This window comes from Novosphingobium sp. BAM6 (assembly GCF_057784955.1).
On the sequence record NZ_JBYNTR010000001.1, the window covers coordinates 1,111,590 to 1,128,264 of the forward strand.

Sequence of the window (16,675 nt, forward strand, 5' to 3'; positions counted from 1 at the left end):
TGTCAGGCCTTGGGCTGGCGTTCATGCCGGGTTTGTTAGAGGCAGGCTTGCCAAGCCGAACATTGCGCCGCAGCAGTCAGCCGGGAAAACGCGCCGATCTGGCCGAACATATTCAGGAAACAGCTCTCGATGATCCTCGCTCTCCTCATGATGACGCTGACACCCGCAGCAGCCACGGCGACCATCCCTACGCCGCCCGAGATCCCGCAATTCAGCGTGACGGATTGCCAGAATCCAGATCGCGCACGAGATGCCATCGCTGCGAACTTCGCCTCGGGCGAAATCGAGAACGCCATTCGCTCTTACGGTGTCGCGCGTCAGGAAGCGCTTGTCGCGCGGTTCAACGCCTCGAAGATGAATGTCGAGGAAAGAGGTGTGCTGATGCACCAGCTTGGCGGGTCGGCGACCGTACGAGAAGCCGTCGCGGCCGGACAGCATGCCTGGGACGAGACCCAGCCCTGGTACGAAAAGCTGAAGGCCGACCCTCGCGGAGCGGGCGCATGCGTGGCGACAGCCCATGTCTCGCAAGGATTTTCCGCCATGCTCGCGGCATCTCAGCGAATTTGGGATGTCTTCGACGCAGGCATTGGCAAGACTGGCGCCTGAGCCAACCCAAATCGCCTTATCCCGAAACAGCAAAAGGCCGCGTCATGACGCGGCCTTTTGGCGTGCTCATCATAGCATGAGCGTTTGAAGGAGCCGGACGACCCGCCGCAATCCGTTGTGGCTGCTTCCTTCCGGACCTGACCAGATTGGCGAACGCAAACGTCCGACCGACTCCCGGCGCGCCCTATGAGCGAGCCGAAAAGGTTTGTCCAGCCCCACTACCCACTTACATTCAAGTCTGGCCGTGGGGAGCTGACGAAACCTTAGCGGAAGTTGTCCGCATAGGCCTGAATCTTCAGGCGGCGGGGCGGGGTTGCATGCACTTCAGCCTCAATGCCGTACTTGTCGGCATAAGCCTTGGCCGCCTCGACATCCTGGAACTTGAGTTGCACCTGACGCTGCGTGTCCATCGAGCCAGCCCAACCGGTCAAAGGATCAGGCTTCTGCGCGTCTGCCGGCGCAAATTCGAGGATCCACTCGGCGAGAAGCGCTTTCCCAGACTGCATGGCGTTCTTGGGGCGCTGAAAGATGCGTGCACTCATGACTGGTTCCTTGCCTCCGAATCGGCATGCAAATCAAGACGCAAATTACCGCTTACGCGTTGCCTCGAATGCATTGCGCGTCTTGAGGCTGGGATCTTCTGTCCAAGGCTCGTCCGGCCAGCGGTGCCGGGGATAACGTCCCTTCATATCGCGCTGCACATCGCGCCATGACCCCCGCCAGAATCCTGGCAGGTCTTTCGTCGACTGAATAGGACGACCGGCAGGCGAGGTCAGTTTTAACAGCAACGGCTGTTCCGGACGGCCAAATCCGGGATGGCGATCGAGACCAAACAAAGCCTGTACGCGCACTTCGATGCTGGGCCCGCCCTCGTCTTCGTAATCAATCGCATGGGTGGTGCCTGCGGGGCTGGTGAACGAGGCAGGCGCAAGACGATCAAGCGCCTGTTGCTCGTCCCATGTCATCCGGTTTCGCAGGGCCTCGTACACGGCGCCGTTATCAAGCGAATCGAGACGCCGCCCCAGCAATGGCCCAAGCCACCCCTCCAGATCCTGCATCAGTGCCGCTTGCCCCAGAGCCTCAACGCCGGCATATCGCGCCCGCTTGAGAAGTGTCAGCGCGGGCTTTCCGAAAGGCACCAGATCCAGGCCCTCGACGCGTATCCGTTCCAGCACGAAGGCAGTGATGGCGGACGGCGACGGCGCAGGATCCGGGCCACTTGCCAGCGTGATGACGCCAAGCCGCCGCTCGAGCCGTGCTTCGACACGCCCATCCTGCGCATTCCAGCGCAGCACCGAACGACGCTGCACGTCAGTTGCGAGCCACTGCTCGGCCTCACCATCGTCGAGCGAAACGCCGGCAAGTATCCGCGCGCCCTTAGCCTGACCTTGCGCATCGCCGATGACAAGCCATTCACGCGCCGCAAGCGGCGAGGCCGGATCGAGCACGTAGCCGCGCCCGCCGGCGGAAAGCCAATGCTCGCCTCCCGTATCACGACGGCGCGCGACCATATCGGGGCGGCCGAAAGCAAGAAGGATACCCAGCGGGATATCGTCCTGAACTTCGAGAACAGCGCCCGAAAGGCCCGCTGCACGCCGCGCCCATCCATCGGCCAGCTTGCGCGAAGCATCGGCACGAGACGAGCGATCGGCATTCCAGCGAGACAAACGCTGCCCCAGATCCTCGCTGCGCCCGCCAAGTCCGCGTTCCTGCAAGAGCATCGCCAGGCGCGCTGCCGTGCGGCCAGCCCCTCTCTCCGTCGCACGAAGGATCATGGCCGCTTGCGAAGGCTCCATCGGCAGCGTTGCGACCTTGCGCCCGAACGCCGTGATCCGCCCCTCCGTATCCAGCGCGCCAAGTGCGACAAGGCGTTCTCGAGCCACGTCGAGCGATGCCGGCGGCGGCACATCCAGCCACGCCATGGCCTGCGCATCGGCTGTCCCCCACGAAGCCAGAGAGAGCGTCAGCGGCGCAAGGTCACTGGTGACGATCTCCGGCGCATCGAAGCCCGGTCGGCCGGCATGTGCAGCTTCAGCCCATAACCGATAGGCTGTCCCCGGCCCCTGCCGGGCCGCACGCCCGGCACGCTGTCCTGCAGATGCTTGGCTCGATCGGTGGGTAACAAGGCGGGTTACACCCGCTGCACGGTCAAATTCTGCCCGGCGACTTAGACCGCTGTCGACGACGACCGAAACCCCCTCCAGCGTCAGCGATGTTTCGGCGATCGCTGTTGCCAGAACGATACGCCGCTGACCTTCCGGGTCTTTCCGGATCGCCTGACGCTGGGCTGCCGGATCGCACTGCCCATGGAGCGGGAGGATCACCGCCGAGGGCAATCGCTCGCCAAGACGTTCCTTCGTTCGGTCGATTTCGCGAACACCCGGAAGAAACGCGAGAATATCCCCGTCCTGCTCCCGCCATGCGGCAAGCACTGCCCTTGTCATCGCGTCCTCCACGCGCTCATCGGCAACGCTTCCCAGCCAACGGACCTCCAATGGCCAGGCGCGCCCCTCGCTTTCGATCAGCGGCGTGTCTGGCCCCAGAAGATCGGCAAAACGGGCGCCATCGATGGTCGCGGACATCACCACTATCCGCAGATCCTCGCGCAGTACGGCTTGCGTTTCGATGGCCAGTGCCAGCCCCAGATCGCTGTCGAGATGCCGTTCGTGGGCTTCATCGAACAATACCGCACTGATCCCGCCAAGTTCCGGGTCGGCAAGGATGGTGGCGACAAAAATCGCCTCCGTCATCACCATCACCCGCGTACGCGCCGAGCGGCGGGTATCGAGGCGGGTCGCGTAACCGATCGTTTCGCCCGCGTTTTCTCCCAGTAGTTCGGCCATTCGCTCGGCAGCGGCACGGGCAGCGACCCTGCGCGGAGACAGCAAGACCACCGTTCCTTCGCACCAGGATTCGCTCAGCAACGCCGGTCCGACAGTCGTCGTCTTGCCTGCCCCTGGAGGCGCGATCAGCACTGCCGAATTCTGCATGCGAAGAACTGAGAGAAGTGCCGGAAGCACAGTGTGAACGGGAAGGGTTTGATCGACAGCGCTCATGGCTTGCGCCCCATACCCTCTCGATGGGCAGTTCACAAATTGTCACATACGGCCATTCCCGCCCGTTCCGCGAGACCCGCGTGCACTTTTTTTCAATGTTTGGTCGATAAATGCAATGATCGTGTTCTTTCGACTTATCTCCTTTATGCGTCCGCGCGAGCACGTGATCCACCCCGCCGGCCAGCTACCGCTGCCCGTTGCCCAGTTCCTGCGCCTGCGCGATCAAATTCCCTGGCTTTACGGGTTGCTGGTGACCAATTCCGTGATTCTGGCATATACGCACCGCGCGGTTGCCCCCACTACCCTGACAGTCACCGTCCCGACGGTTCTCATTCTGGCCACTCTGGTCCGCATGGCCATGTGGCTGACACCGATTCGTGCCGAAGATCTGGCCGTGGCAAAGGTTGAAGCGAAACTGCGCAGCGCCGTGGCGGTGGCCGTAGCGCTGGCGATCGGCTTCGTGACCTGGGCACTGGGGCTGGACCAGTATGGCAACGCTTGGGAGCACGGCCATGTCGTCATCTACGTGGCCGTTACCGTCCTTGGCTGCATCTTTTGTCTTAATTACCTGCCACTAGCTGCGACCCTGGTCGGCGTGACGGTAATCGGCACGTTCCTTGTGTACGCGCTGCTCCAGCAGACCGAAATCCTGATCGCCATCGCAATCAACATCGGCCTTGTCGCAGCCATGATCCTGAAATTGCTGAACGACAGCTATCACGGCTTCGTCGATCTTGAACTGGCGCAACGTGACCTTCACCGCAAGCGGCGTCAGGCGCAGGCGCTCGGCACGGAAAATGCCCGTCTTGCCGAGACCGATGCCCTTACAGGTCTTCCCAATCGCCGTTTCTTTTTCGCCATGCTCGATTCGATGATCGAGCAGGCCAGCGCGGATCACAGCTTCTGCGTGGGCTTGATCGATCTGGACCGTTTCAAGCCGATCAACGACACGCACGGCCATGCGCAAGGTGACAGACTTCTGCAGATCATCGGTGAACGACTGCAGTCTTCGCGTCCCGACGACGTGATCGTCGCACGCCTCGGCGGCGACGAGTTCGGACTGATCATCAACGGCAGCGCGGATAAAGCGGAAGCCATCGCAAACTCGCTGTGCACTGCGGTCCGTGCCCCCGTCCGGCTGGGCGATCTGGGAGTTTCGGTAGGATGCTCTGCCGGATTGGTCGTTTTCCCGCAGGCTGGAACGACAGCCCACGCGCTTTATGATCGTGCCGACTTTGCCCTCTATCACGCAAAGAACCAGAAACGCGGCCAATGTGTTCGCTTCTCCGGCGAACTGGAAAACCTGATTCGCACCGAACAGGCTCTGGAGGCCGCCCTGCAAGGCGCCGATCTGCAACACGAACTTCGGCTGGTGTTTCAGCCGATCGTCTATACCGACACACTTGAGGTGGTGAGCGTGGAGGGATTGGCCCGCTGGACATCCCCTCGCCTTGGCGTGGTTTCGCCGGAACAGCTTATCCAGACCGCAGAGCGTGTCGGCCGGGCCCGCGAAGTAACGTTGACGCTGTTCGACAAGGCGCTGGTTTCACTGGCCAGACTACCGGCCAGCGTTCGCCTATCGTTCAACCTTTCCGGTATCGATCTTGGCGATCCGGGAACGATCGAGGCGCTGCTCTCGCGCATCGGACAGGAGCATCACCTCGCGCATCGCCTGGTGTTCGAGATCACGGAAAGCTCGCTCATCGCTGAGATCGAAGCCGCAGAAGTCGCCTTGCGTCGTCTGCGCGCAGTGGGCGCACAGATTGCGCTGGACGATTTCGGAACGGGCTATTCGAGCCTTTCATCGCTACACATGCTGCCGCTGGATATCGTCAAGATCGACCGCAGCTTCGCCACTCGCCTGGACGAACCATCGGGGCGTAGGCTTATCGCAGCCATCCGTAATCTTGCACGGGCGTTGTCCCTTGATTGCGTGATCGAGGGAATTGAAACAGAAAGCCAACTCATCGGCGCACGCCTTGGCGGCTTCACCCTTGCCCAAGGCTACTACATGCACCGGCCGCTCGAAATGGCCGACATACTGCGACTGCTTGCCCCTGCGCCCACAGCCTCGCCTCATCCCCGCAACCGGTTCGGCTAGACCTCCGGTCTTCATAGCCGAAACTTAATGAAGCCGCGTGCCGCTGGACGAATAGTCGATGCGAATCCGGACCCAGGCACCAACCTGTTCCTTGCCGTTGACGCGCGGCGGCCTCACCAGGAACTGCCATGAGGCGTCCAGAACGGCGCGACCATAGCCCGAGCCTTGCGGCCCCTGCCCGATGATCTGGCAATTCTCGACATGGAAATGCTCGACCGTCTGGCACGCGATCATTCCCCAACCCGTACCCGGCGCCTTGGCCGGAACATACGTTGCCAGTTCGGCATTGGTCGGCTCGCGATACCATTCCGCATTATAGAGGATTTCGCCGCCAGGCCCCTCGCCCGGACCATAGCTCGCACCACCGCCGGTGCTCTTGCTGGCAGAGGACGAGCCTCCTGCCTTGGGAAGACCCGCAATATCGGCCGACGCGAAGTCCTGGCTCGACATCTTGATGAAGCTGAGTGGCGGCGGTTTGTCCGCCTTCACATCCGGCGTCGGCACGGGCGCCTGCGAAGGCGTCTTCTCATGCGTGTTCTCGTGCTTCTTGACCTCCGGCTTGGTCTGCTTGACGTTGGACGCCTTTTCCTTGCTCTTCGACTTGTTCGTCTTGCCCGGTGCGATGTCGAACGTCGTCGGATTGGACTGGTGGATCAGGTTGGGCACAACCGTGCCTCCCAAGATCGCCGCCAGCAGGACGAGCAGGATAATGGCCAGCGAAAGGGCCATGGAGATAGCGCGCTGTCGCGGTGAGCCGGGCTGATAGCCACGTGCGCCCGGTTCGGATTCGAGAAACATTGCGGGCCTGATTATCCTCACGCACCAGACCGAACAATCCGGCCCGGACGATTTCGTCACCACCGTTACACTTTTGCAAATGGTCGCAGATCGGCCCGCCAGCCCCCCTTGCGACCATCACCCCGTCAGTAGCGGCGAGCTACCGCGAACTCGACGGCTTCGACCATCGCGGAACGGGCTTCACCTGCCGGAAAACCGGCGATGGCATCGACTGCGCGCCGCGCATAAAGCCGGGCACGCTCACGTGTTTCCTCAACGCAGCCATGGCGATTGATGAGTTCGACGGCATGCGCCAGATCGCGGTCCTCGGTGCGGAAACCGGCGATGGCTTCTTCCCAGAACTTGCGTTCTTCGGCATTGCCGCGCGCATAGGCCAGAATGACCGGAAGCGTCATCTTTCCCTCCCGGAAATCGTCGCCCTTGTCCTTACCCGATTCGGTGACGTCCGAATCGTAATCGATGGCATCGTCGACAAGCTGGAAGGCGATGCCGAGGTTGCGGCCATAGGCATCCAGCGCCATTTCCTCGGCCTCGCTCTTTTCCGCGACGATGGCGGAAATGCGAGTGGCCGCAGCGAACAGCGCCGCCGTCTTGGAGCCGATGATGCCGAGATAATGCTCTTCGCTGGTGTCGATCCGGCGCTGTGCGGTCAACTGATCGACCTCGCCCTCGGCGATGATCGAACTGGCCTTCGAAAAGACCTTGAGAACCTTGAGGCTGCCGTCCTCGACCATCAGCTCGAAAGCGCGGGTAAACAGGAAGTCGCCCACCAGCACCGTGGCCGGATTGCCGAAGACGATATTGGCCGCCGCCTTGCCGCGACGCATATCCGAACCATCCACGACATCATCGTGCAGCAGCGTTGCGGTGTGGAGGAACTCCACCGCCGCTGCCAGCTTATGATGACGTGTCCCCTGATAACCGCAAAGTTCCGCAGCAGCGACCATCAGCATCGGCCGCATGCGCTTGCCTCCGCCCGATATCAGATGCCCGGCAAGCGCGGGAATCAGCGGAATCTCGCTCTGCATGCGATCGAGAATCACGGCGTTGACGCTGTTCATGCCCGGCGCGGTCAGCGCCAGCATGGGAGCGAGGGAGGGCTGCTGCCTGCGCGTCTGCAGGGGGACGACATCTGCACTCATCGTCCCGGGCATTGCGCGTTGCAGCGCGACAACGCAAGAGCGAATGCTGCCGAATGTGGGTTTGGAGCGTCTGGAACGGGGGACAAAGCCGTGCTAGCGCTCGGCGCGATGACACAGGAAGCCCAGACCACCGCTCCGGACCCGGTTCTCGCCGGCTATCGCGCCAGCATCGACAACATCGATGCGGCGCTGATTCACATGCTGGCAGAACGGTTTAGGATCACGCAGGCGGTCGGCGCCTACAAGGCCGAGCACGACCTTCCCGCCTCCGATCTCGGCCGCGAGGAGCGCCAGATCGCGCGGCTTCGCGCCCTTGCCGAGGACGCCCATCTTGATCCGGACTTCGGCGAGAAGTTCCTGCGCTTCATCATCGACGAAGTGATCCGCCACCACGAACGCGCCAAGAACACCTGATAATTCAGGCAATTATATCGAAAAATTCCCGTACCGTACTGAAACGGGCAAAGGCGGGGTAAAAGCACCCTAAGCCCTACCTGAGACGTACCGAGAGGCGGCAAGCCATCGCATAACGCAATGCTGCCGCCCTTCCCGGTAAACTCAGCGACAGATCAATGTTCGATTAGCGCTTCGAGCCGGGCCTTCAACGCCTGAATGCGTACGGCGGCCTCATTAAACGTTGCCACGTCATCCCGGCTGCCATTGCCCCGTGCTTCGTCAGCCGCTTCGGCATAGCCTTCCAGATCGACTTCCAGCGCATCGACCAGCATCTCGATCTCGTCGGCGGTCAGCGACAGCTTGATCTGTTCGCTCATGGTCCAAAATTCCTTCTGCTCGTTGTTGGCCTAGGCCAGTCAGGGATCGGCGCCTGCCAAGCTCGGCGCAGTCACGCAATGGGCGGCGCGATCATAATCCCCCGATGGTGCAAAGGGCAGTCCTGATTGCATGGCGCCCCCACCTGCTCGTTGCGCTCAAGCTCAAGCTCAAGCTGCCGCGCGCGGCAGCTTGAGCTTGACCAGCAGACCACCCAGATCCTCGCTTTCGTCGAGTTCGGCATCGCCGTCATAGATCCGCACTACGTCGCGCACGATGGCAAGGCCCAGCCCCGTGCCGGGCTTGCCGGTGTCGAGCCGCGCGCCGCGATCGAAGATGCGATGCCGCTCGGCCTCGGGAATGCCCATGCCGTCATCCTCGATCCAGATTTCGCACAAGGGCGAGCCGGGCACGGCATCGACCGTCACGAACACGCTGCCGCCACCGTACTTGGCGGCATTCTCGATCAGGTTGCCGAGAATTTCCTCAAGATCCTGCTTTTCCAGCGCAACCGAAACGTCGTGATTGCCGTCGAGATCGAATCGCGTCTCTTCATAGAGACGCTCCACCGCGCGTAGCACCGCCTCCACGCTGGACCATACCGGTGTGCGCGAAAGCCCTGCCGCGCGGCGACCGACCGCACGGGCGCGGGCCAGATGGTGATCGACATGCCGCCGCATCGCCGCGCCTTCACGCAACACCGTTTCCGCCAGATCGGGCGCCTGCGCACTGGCGGCGTTGTTGAGCACCGTCAGCGGGGTCTTGAGCGCATGGGCGAGATTGCCCGCATGCGTGCGCGCTTCCTCGGCCTGCCGGTCGGTATGTGCCATCAGCATGTTGAGTTCATGCACCAGCGGCTCGACTTCCTTGGGAAGCGGCGCGTCGAGGCGGGCCGAGCCGGTGGTCCGCATCGCCTGGATCGCGCGACGGACGTGACGCAGCGGGAACAGACCGTACCACGTCTGCATGCCCGCCATCAGCAGCAGGCCGACGCCCAGCGCGACGAAGGAGTAGATCAGGATCGCGCGAACCGGCTTGATCTGCGCATCGAGTTCGGTGCGGCTGGCCGCGACCGTGAACATCCACTTGGCATCGCTGCCGGGCAGCACGACGGCGCGCTCCATCACCCGCAGCGGTTCGCCGGGAAACTGCTTGGAATTGTAGGTATGCAACTGCGTGTCGTAGTCTCCCGCCGGAACGTCGAGACTGCGATCCCACAGCGAGCGCGAAGGAACGTCCTCATGCCCCGCAGCACGTACCTGCCAGTAGAGGCCGCTGTTGGGTTCGAGGAAACGCTGATCGACCAGCGGACGGATGAAGAACACCTCGCCATCGGGGCCGATTTCCGCAGAGCCGATCATGCCCGTGAGCATGTAACCCAGCTGATCGTCGAAATTGCGCGTCAGCAGCCCGGTCAGCGTATGGTTGAGCGCGACACCGCCCAGCAGCAGCAGGATCGAGATCCACCCCGCCGCGATCAGCATCATACGCCGGGCGAGCGAGCCGGTGCGTGCGGTTTTCACCGCCGCAGTCCGGCCCGTGCCGTCAGGTTCCTGGGCGTCGCCCTTGCGCATTGCGGTCTACCCGGCGTCTCGCAGTCACGCGATCAGCCGCGCGGGGCCTCCGGATCGTCGAGGCTGTAGCCAAGGCCACGGATCGTGGTGATAACGTCGGCACCCAGCTTCTTGCGGATGCGGGTGACGAAAACCTCGATGGTGTTCGAATCGCGGTCGAAATCCTGATCGTAGATATGCTCGATCAGTTCGGTGCGGCTGACCACCTTGCCCTTGTGGTGCATGAGGTAGGACAGCAGCTTGTATTCCTGCGCGGTCAGCTTCACCGGCTCGCCCGACAGCGTCACGCGGCCCGAACGGGTATCCAAGCGCACCGGCCCGGCGATCAGTTCACTGGAGGTATTGCCCGAGGCACGACGGATCAGCGCGCGCAGGCGAGCGATCAGTTCCTCGGTCTGGAACGGCTTTGCCAGATAATCGTCAGCCCCTGCATCGAGCCCGGCCACCTTGTCCGACCAGCTGTCGCGCGCGGTCAGCACCAGCACCGGGAAAGTGCGGCCTTCGCGGCGCCACATGCCCAGCACTGTCAGACCGTCGATCTCGGGCAGGCCGAGATCGAGGATCACCGCGTCGTAGTCTTCGGTCGAGCCGAGAAAATGGCCGTCCTCACCGTCCACCGACAGATCGACGGCATAGCCGTTCTGTTCGAGCGTGGTCTTGAGCTGGTTGCCGAGTGTGGGTTCATCCTCGACGATCAGGATGCGCAATTGCCGTCTCCCTGTTGGATAAGCTGGAAATGGGCGCCTTGACGTGTTGCGTCAAGTTGAACGCCCGAACCGCGCAATAGCTGCGCGGCTGTTCAGACAAGGTGGAAAATACCGCTAAGGTGGAAATACCGCGCGGGGCTTCAGCGGCTCTGGCCGATGATCCGGCCGGTGCGGGCATCGACATCGACGAAAGACACGCGCCCGTTGCGGATGAACTTCAGGCGATAGGCCATGGCCGCCGGATCGTACTCGGGGCCAAGATACTGCATGCCCGCCATGCGCGGCAGAATCTCGCGCTCGATCTCGCGCAGCGACCGCACATTGCCCGCGCGCCGCTCCTTGCGCACTTCGCCCTGATCGCCCCTCCCCGGATCGTCGGCATGCGCCGAAACGACCGGGACAAGCATCAGGGCTGAAACGCTCGCCAGGCTGCTGAGCGCGAGAAGAAGGCCGGAACGCGGTGTCATCATGGTGTCCGTGCCTAAGTCCCGACCATTGAACAAGTGCTGAATATCGTCGCGCGGGAGAAACGGGTGATCGTGTCGGAAATCTTATAGCGACAACCGGGATAGCCCGCTCCCGTTTACCCGCCCGCTCCCCGCTTGCCAGTGACGCCTCCTCGCCTGTAAGGCGCGCACCATGGCACAAGCACCGATCCTCAGCTGGGAAAACCTCGGCCTCGTCCAGGGCAATGGCTGGCTCTTTCAGGGCCTCGACATCAATATCGGCCCGCGTGACCGGCTGGCGCTGATCGGGCGCAATGGCGCCGGCAAGTCGACGCTGCTGAAACTGATCGCCGGCACCGTCGAAGGCGACAAGGGCACACGCTCGGTGCAGCCCGGCATCCGCGTCGTCACGCTGGAGCAGGACCCGTTCTTCACCGGCTACGACACGCTGCTCGACTTCGCGATCCACGGCGACAATCCGCCGCCCCGGCACGAGGTGGAGGCGATCGCCGACCAGCTCGGCATCGACCTTTCGCGCGAGGCCAGGAGCGCATCGGGTGGTGAACGACGCCGCGCCGCGCTGTGCCGCGCGCTGGCCTCCGAGCCCGATCTGCTGCTGCTCGACGAGCCGACCAACCACCTCGATCTCGCCGCGATCGACTGGCTGGAAAGCTGGCTCCAGCGCTACAATGGCGCCTGCGTGGTCATCAGCCACGACCGTACCTTCCTCACCCGCCTGACCAATGCGACGCTGTGGCTCGACCGCGGCTCGCTGCGCCGCAAGGATATCGGCTTCGGCGGCTACGAAGCGTGGGAAGAGGAAGTCTACGCCGAGGAAGCGCGCGCGGCCCAGAAGCTCGACGCCAAGCTGAAGATCGAGGCGCACTGGCTGGAACGCGGCGTCACTGCGCGGCGCAAGCGCAACCAGGGCCGCCTTGCCAAGCTGTGGGAAATGCGCGCGCAACGCGCGGCGATGGTCGGCCCGCAGGGCGCCGCCAAGCTGGCGGTGGTGGCCGACGATTCGAAGACCAAGTCGGTGATCGTCGCCGAGAAGGTGACGAAGGCGTTCGGGGCCGGAGACACCCAGCGCACCGTCATCAAGGATTTCTCGATCCGCATCCAGCGCGGCGACCGGATCGGCATCGTCGGCGCGAACGGCTCGGGCAAGTCGACGCTGCTCAAGCTGTTCATGGGCGAGCTGGAACCCGATTCGGGCACGATCACGCTGGCGAACTCGCTCGATGCCACGGTGATCGACCAGCAACGCAGCCGCATGGCGCCTGAAAAGACCGTGCGCGAGGTGGTGGCCGAGGGGAGCGACTGGATCGACGTGCGCGGTGTGCGCAAGCACATCCACGGCTATCTCAAGGACTTCCTGTTCGAACCCTCGCTGGTCGAGGCCAAGGTCGGCACGCTGTCGGGCGGCGAGCGCTCGCGCCTGCTGTTCGCCCGCGAATTCGCGCAGACCTCGAACCTGCTGGTGCTCGACGAGCCGACCAACGATCTCGACCTCGAAACGCTCGACCTCCTGCAGGAAGTGATCGCGGACTACGACGGCACCGTGCTGATCGTCAGCCACGACCGCGACTTCCTCGACCGCACGGTGAACATCACGCTGGGGCTGGATGGTTCGGGCTATGTCGACATGATCGTCGGCGGCTATGCCGACTGGGAGGCCAAGCGTCGCGAGCGCACGTCGGGCGCCGCCAAGAAGGCCAAGGCGGAAGGCGCAGCCCCGCCGCCGCCAATGCCGCCCAAGAAGGCCAAGCTCTCGTACAAGGACCAGCGCGACTACGATCTGCTGCCAAAGCGCATCGAGGAACTGGAAGCCGCCATCGCCCGCGACGAGGAAGCGATGTCCGACCCGGCACTCTACACCCGCGATCCCAAGAAGTTCGCCAGCCTGTCCGACACCATCGCCAAGGCCCGTGCCGACAAGGACGCCGCCGAAGAGCGCTGGCTGGAACTGGCAGAACAGGTGGAAGGCTGAATATAAAGCTGAGCGAAGGGGGCTGAGCACCGCACTCAGCCCCTCCGTCACCGGTCAGTCACCCCGTCAGTCGAACGCAAAGTGATCGGCCAGGGCCATGTTCTTTTCCCGTGCGATGCCGGGGATGAGAAACAGGTCGATGATGATCCAGATTCCCAACGGAATCCACGCAATGAACAACGTGACCCAGCCCAGCAGCCACAGTCCAAGTTGCAGGCCACCACCAAGCTTCGAACCCAGATAGAACCGGTGCGCCCCGAAACCACCGAAGAAGATGCACAGCAGATACGCCACACCCGGCGACTTCCTGTTGGCATCGTACATCATCTGCGCGCGAGCACTTGCCAGCACGGCTCTTTCATCACCCATGAGTTTCCCCTTGTTGTCCTCGAACAATATGCCACGCGCGCGTTAAAGCACCATTTCCGTTACGATATTTTCATCGATCCCGATCGTAATCGCTGGCTGAAATTATCCCAATAGGTTAATCATGCTCAGCATGAAGAACCGTATCCGCGATATTCGTCAGCTCAAAGCCCTTACGCTGGCCGAAGTTGCCGCTGCCTGCTCGCCGCCCACCACGGCGCAGACCATCGGGCGGCTGGAGACCGGGATGCGCAATCTCTCGCTCGACTGGATGAACCGCATCGCCGCCGCGCTGGACGTGGAGCCGGAGATGCTGCTCGCCAGCGAGAGCGCGGCCTCCACACCGTCCATCGTTGCCGACCTGACCGCACGCGGCGCACAGGCGCTTGCCACGCCGCGCGCGGCGGTATTGCCCAACGCACTGATCGCCGATGCCGAATGGCTGGTCGTCACCGTCACCGAGCCGCTCGACGACCACCGGCCCGGCGACCAGATCTGGCTGCGGCGCGTATCGCCCGACACAGCGCCGCTCGGCCGCGAGGTGCTGGTGCCGCTGCCCGGCGAGCGCTTCGCCTATGGCCGCCTCTTCGCGCGTGACGAAAACGGCATCGGCCTGCTTCCGCTCGGGCGCAGCGCGGTGCCGACCACCGTGGCCGACCCGGCATGGATAGCCGTCGCCGAAATGCTGGTCAGGAAACTTTGACGCTTTCGGGGTATTGAAATGCCCATGCGTGTCCTTTCCATCGCCACCCTGTTCCCCAACCCGGTTCGCCCCAGCTTCGGCATCTTCGTGGGCAACCAGATGCGCGCGGTCGTCGCGCGCGGCGATGTCGAGCTGACGATGGTGAGCCCGATCGGCATACCGCCCTGGCCGCTGTCCCGGCAGGAACCCTATGTACGCCTGAAAGACATTCCCGAAACCAGCGACGCGGCGGGCCTCACGGTCCACTATCCGCAGTTCACGGTGATCCCCAAGGTGGGTGGAGACAGCAATCCGGGGCGGATCGCCCGCGCCGTCCTGCCGCTCGCCCGTGCGCTCCATGCCGAGCGCCCGTTCGATCTGGTCGACGCGCAGTTCTTCTTTCCCGACGGCCCCGCCGCCGCCCTGGTCGCGCGTGAGCTTGGCGTACCGCTGACGATCAAGTCGCGCGGGGCGGACATCCATTACTGGGGCCAGCGCCCCGCCGCGCTAAGACAGATGCGCGAGGCGGCGAATCAGGCCGCCGGGATGCTGGCGGTCAGCGCCGCGCTGCGTGACGACATGATCGCGCTGGGCATGCCCGAAGCACGAATCGGCATCCACTACACCGGCCTCGACCGCGAGCGTTTCCGGCCCATCGAACGCGGCGCCGCGCGCGCGCTGGTCTCGGCGATGCCGCATCTCGGCATCTGGTCGCAGGGGCCTCTGCTGGTGACGCCCGGCGCGCTGATCCCCCGCAAGGGACAGGCACTGGTGATCGAGGCCCTCACCCGCCTGCCCGAAGCGCGCCTCGCGCTCGCAGGCGCGGGCGAAGACGAGGCCCGGCTGCGCGCCCTCGCCGGAAAGCTGGGTGTCGAGGACCGCGTGCATTTCCTCGGCATCGTCAACCACGACGATCTGCCGCACATCCTGTGCGCCGCCGATGCGCTGGTGCTGCCGTCCGCCAGCGAAGGCCTTGCCAATGCCTGGATCGAGGGCCTTGCCTGCGGCACCCCCATCGTCATCCCCGATGTGGGCGGCGCGCGCGAAGTGGTGAAGGACAACAGCGCCGGGCGCCTCGTCGCACGCACCAGCGAGGCGATTGCCGATGCCGTCGCCGACATTCTCGCCGATCCGCCCACGCAGGCCGACGTCGCCGAGAACGCGACGCGCTTCAGTTGGGGCACCAACGCCGACAATATCGTCCACTTCTGGCACGATGTCGCCGAGGGCCGGTTTATCGGCGGTGCCGCCGCGGTGGGGCCTGATGTGGAGGCGGTTGCGTAGCCATCAACCGTCATCCCAGCGAAGGCTGGGATCGTTGTGAAATGGGCGCTACATCGAGAACGATCCCAGCCTTCGCTGGGATGACGCAAATGACAACTGTGCAACAAAAAAGGCCGCCCCGGTTTCCCGGAGCGGCCCTTTTTCTCTCCCGTCGGACGTCAGCCCTCAAGGCTTCTCGCTACGCTCGCGGGCGAGACGCTCCTGACGGTCCATCTCGCTTTCGGTCTTCACGAAGCTGTCCGAGCGCACGCCCAGCCAGATCAGGATCGGCGCGGCCATGTAGATCGAGCTGTACGTACCCACGAAGATGCCCAGCACGATCGCGGCGGTCAGGCCGAACAGGCTTTCCGGGCCGAAGAACAGCAGCGGAATCAGCGCGACCAGTAGCGTGGCCGAGGTCATCACCGTGCGCGCCAGCGTCTCGTTCACCGACATGTCCAGCAACTCGGGCAGCGGCATGCGGCGATACTTCTTCAGGTCTTCGCGGATACGGTCGTAGACGACGATGGTGTCGTTCAGCGAGTAACCGACGATGGCCAGGATCGCCGCGACGATCTGCAGGTCGAACTGCATCCCGAACAGCGAGAACATGCCCAGCGTCAGCGACACGTCGTGGAACAGCGCGAAGAGCGCGCCCACGCCGAACTGCCACTCGAAGCGTACCCAGATGTAGATCGAGATCGCGAGCATCGCCGCCAGCAGCGAGTAGATCGCCATGGTGCGGAATTCACCCGAGACCTTGCCCGACACTGCCGAAACGCCGTCGATGCGCACTTGCGGGTGCTCCTGACGGATCGTGTCGGTGATGCGCTTGGCGATGGCGTCGGCAGCACCGGGATTACCCTCGGCACTGGCGGGCAGGCGCACGCGGATCGAGACCTGATTGTCGGCGCCGAAGCCCTGGATCACCGGATCGGTGAAGCCCAGCTTGTCCAGCTGCTCGCGCAACTGCGCCGTGGGAGCCTGTGCCTCGCCAACGAAGGTGGCCTGGATTTCCTGACCACCGGCGAAGTCGACGCCATAGTTGAAGCCCTTGGTGAGAATCAGCGCCCAGCTTGCGCAGATCAGCACGATGCTGATCGCGTAGAACGGGACGCGCCACCGCAGGAAGCGGATGTTGGTATTCTCGGGGACGAGTTTGAGAAGTCGCAT

At 63.5% G+C, this 16,675-nt stretch carries 16 protein-coding genes and 1 other RNA gene; 6 read left to right on the forward strand and 11 right to left on the reverse strand.

Translation table 11 applies throughout. The annotated features are described in order from the left end of the window. The first annotated feature begins 129 nt into the window (after positions 1 to 129). Positions 130 to 606 carry a hypothetical protein gene (locus AC3EC3_RS05215; protein ID WP_488488573.1) on the forward strand — a complete coding sequence of 159 codons (477 nt, stop codon included), beginning with the start codon at positions 130 to 132 and terminating at the stop codon, positions 604 to 606. Positions 607 to 689: 83 nt separating this feature from the next. On the opposite strand, the gene ffs is transcribed toward AC3EC3_RS05215, so the two are convergent. The 3 genes from ffs to hrpB all read right to left on the reverse strand — a co-directional run bounded on the left by ffs (position 690) and on the right by hrpB (position 3,662). After that, positions 690 to 784: signal recognition particle sRNA small type (gene ffs / locus AC3EC3_RS05220), an RNA gene on the reverse strand. Between the two features lie 85 nt (positions 785 to 869). Then, positions 870 to 1,148: an NADH dehydrogenase ubiquinone Fe-S protein 4 gene (locus tag AC3EC3_RS05225; RefSeq protein ID WP_488488574.1), complete on the reverse strand. Its 279-nt coding sequence runs from the start codon at positions 1,146 to 1,148 to the stop codon at positions 870 to 872. A gap of 45 nt (positions 1,149 to 1,193) precedes the next feature. Continuing rightward, positions 1,194 to 3,662, reverse strand: a complete 2,469-nt coding sequence (hrpB, locus tag AC3EC3_RS05230) for an ATP-dependent helicase HrpB (RefSeq protein ID WP_488488575.1) — start codon at positions 3,660 to 3,662, stop codon at positions 1,194 to 1,196. Here hrpB and AC3EC3_RS05235 point away from each other — a divergent pair. Beyond that, positions 3,661 to 5,763 (forward strand): putative bifunctional diguanylate cyclase/phosphodiesterase, encoded by a 2,103-nt coding sequence (locus AC3EC3_RS05235; RefSeq protein ID WP_488488576.1) that lies wholly within the window; start codon positions 3,661 to 3,663, stop codon positions 5,761 to 5,763. The genes hrpB and AC3EC3_RS05235 overlap by 2 nt on opposite strands. A gap of 24 nt (positions 5,764 to 5,787) precedes the next feature. Here the strand turns inward: AC3EC3_RS05235 and AC3EC3_RS05240 are convergent, their stop codons facing one another. Both AC3EC3_RS05240 and AC3EC3_RS05245 read right to left on the reverse strand, forming a co-directional pair. Next, positions 5,788 to 6,492, reverse strand: a complete 705-nt coding sequence (locus tag AC3EC3_RS05240; protein ID WP_488488577.1) for a hypothetical protein — start codon at positions 6,490 to 6,492, stop codon at positions 5,788 to 5,790. A 194-nt stretch (positions 6,493 to 6,686) separates the two neighbouring features. Further along, complete coding sequence (locus AC3EC3_RS05245) at positions 6,687 to 7,703, reverse strand: polyprenyl synthetase family protein (RefSeq protein ID WP_488488578.1); 1,017 nt, start codon at positions 7,701 to 7,703, stop codon at positions 6,687 to 6,689. Positions 7,704 to 7,811: 108 nt separating this feature from the next. Here AC3EC3_RS05245 and AC3EC3_RS05250 point away from each other — a divergent pair, with 108 nt between their 5' ends. Then, on the forward strand, positions 7,812 to 8,117 hold the full coding sequence (locus tag AC3EC3_RS05250) for a chorismate mutase (protein ID WP_488489206.1): 306 nt from the start codon (positions 7,812 to 7,814) through the stop codon (positions 8,115 to 8,117). Positions 8,118 to 8,272: 155 nt separating this feature from the next. Here AC3EC3_RS05250 and AC3EC3_RS05255 read toward each other — a convergent pair whose 3' ends face one another. From AC3EC3_RS05255 to AC3EC3_RS05270, 4 genes are all read right to left on the reverse strand, one after another. Beyond that, complete coding sequence (locus tag AC3EC3_RS05255; RefSeq protein WP_488488579.1) at positions 8,273 to 8,476, reverse strand: hypothetical protein; 204 nt, start codon at positions 8,474 to 8,476, stop codon at positions 8,273 to 8,275. Positions 8,477 to 8,644: 168 nt separating this feature from the next. Next, entirely contained in the window at positions 8,645 to 9,961 is a 1,317-nt protein-coding gene (locus tag AC3EC3_RS05260) for a sensor histidine kinase (protein ID WP_488489207.1), read from the reverse strand. A gap of 119 nt (positions 9,962 to 10,080) precedes the next feature. Further along, positions 10,081 to 10,755 (reverse strand): response regulator transcription factor, encoded by a 675-nt coding sequence (locus tag AC3EC3_RS05265; protein ID WP_260923153.1) that lies wholly within the window; start codon positions 10,753 to 10,755, stop codon positions 10,081 to 10,083. A 140-nt stretch (positions 10,756 to 10,895) separates the two neighbouring features. Then, positions 10,896 to 11,222, reverse strand: coding sequence for a PepSY domain-containing protein (locus AC3EC3_RS05270; RefSeq protein ID WP_488489208.1), 327 nt, complete (start codon positions 11,220 to 11,222; stop codon positions 10,896 to 10,898). Positions 11,223 to 11,394: 172 nt separating this feature from the next. Between AC3EC3_RS05270 and AC3EC3_RS05275 the strand changes: the two genes are divergently transcribed. Then, positions 11,395 to 13,191 carry an ABC-F family ATP-binding cassette domain-containing protein gene (locus tag AC3EC3_RS05275; RefSeq protein ID WP_488488580.1) on the forward strand — a complete coding sequence of 599 codons (1,797 nt, stop codon included), beginning with the start codon at positions 11,395 to 11,397 and terminating at the stop codon, positions 13,189 to 13,191. Positions 13,192 to 13,257: 66 nt separating this feature from the next. On the opposite strand, the gene AC3EC3_RS05280 is transcribed toward AC3EC3_RS05275, so the two are convergent. Continuing rightward, a complete protein-coding gene (locus AC3EC3_RS05280) occupies positions 13,258 to 13,587 on the reverse strand; it encodes a TM2 domain-containing protein (protein ID WP_488488581.1) in 330 nt (109 codons plus the stop codon). 103 nt (positions 13,588 to 13,690) lie between these two features. On the opposite strand from AC3EC3_RS05280, the gene AC3EC3_RS05285 reads away from it, so the two are divergent. After that, a complete protein-coding gene (locus AC3EC3_RS05285; RefSeq protein ID WP_488488582.1) occupies positions 13,691 to 14,260 on the forward strand; it encodes a helix-turn-helix domain-containing protein in 570 nt (189 codons plus the stop codon). 24 nt (positions 14,261 to 14,284) lie between these two features. Next, positions 14,285 to 15,523: a glycosyltransferase gene (locus tag AC3EC3_RS05290; protein WP_488488583.1), complete on the forward strand. Its 1,239-nt coding sequence runs from the start codon at positions 14,285 to 14,287 to the stop codon at positions 15,521 to 15,523. 165 nt (positions 15,524 to 15,688) lie between these two features. Here AC3EC3_RS05290 and secF read toward each other — a convergent pair whose 3' ends face one another. Beyond that, entirely contained in the window at positions 15,689 to 16,675 is a 987-nt protein-coding gene (gene secF, locus AC3EC3_RS05295) for a protein translocase subunit SecF (RefSeq protein ID WP_488488584.1), read from the reverse strand.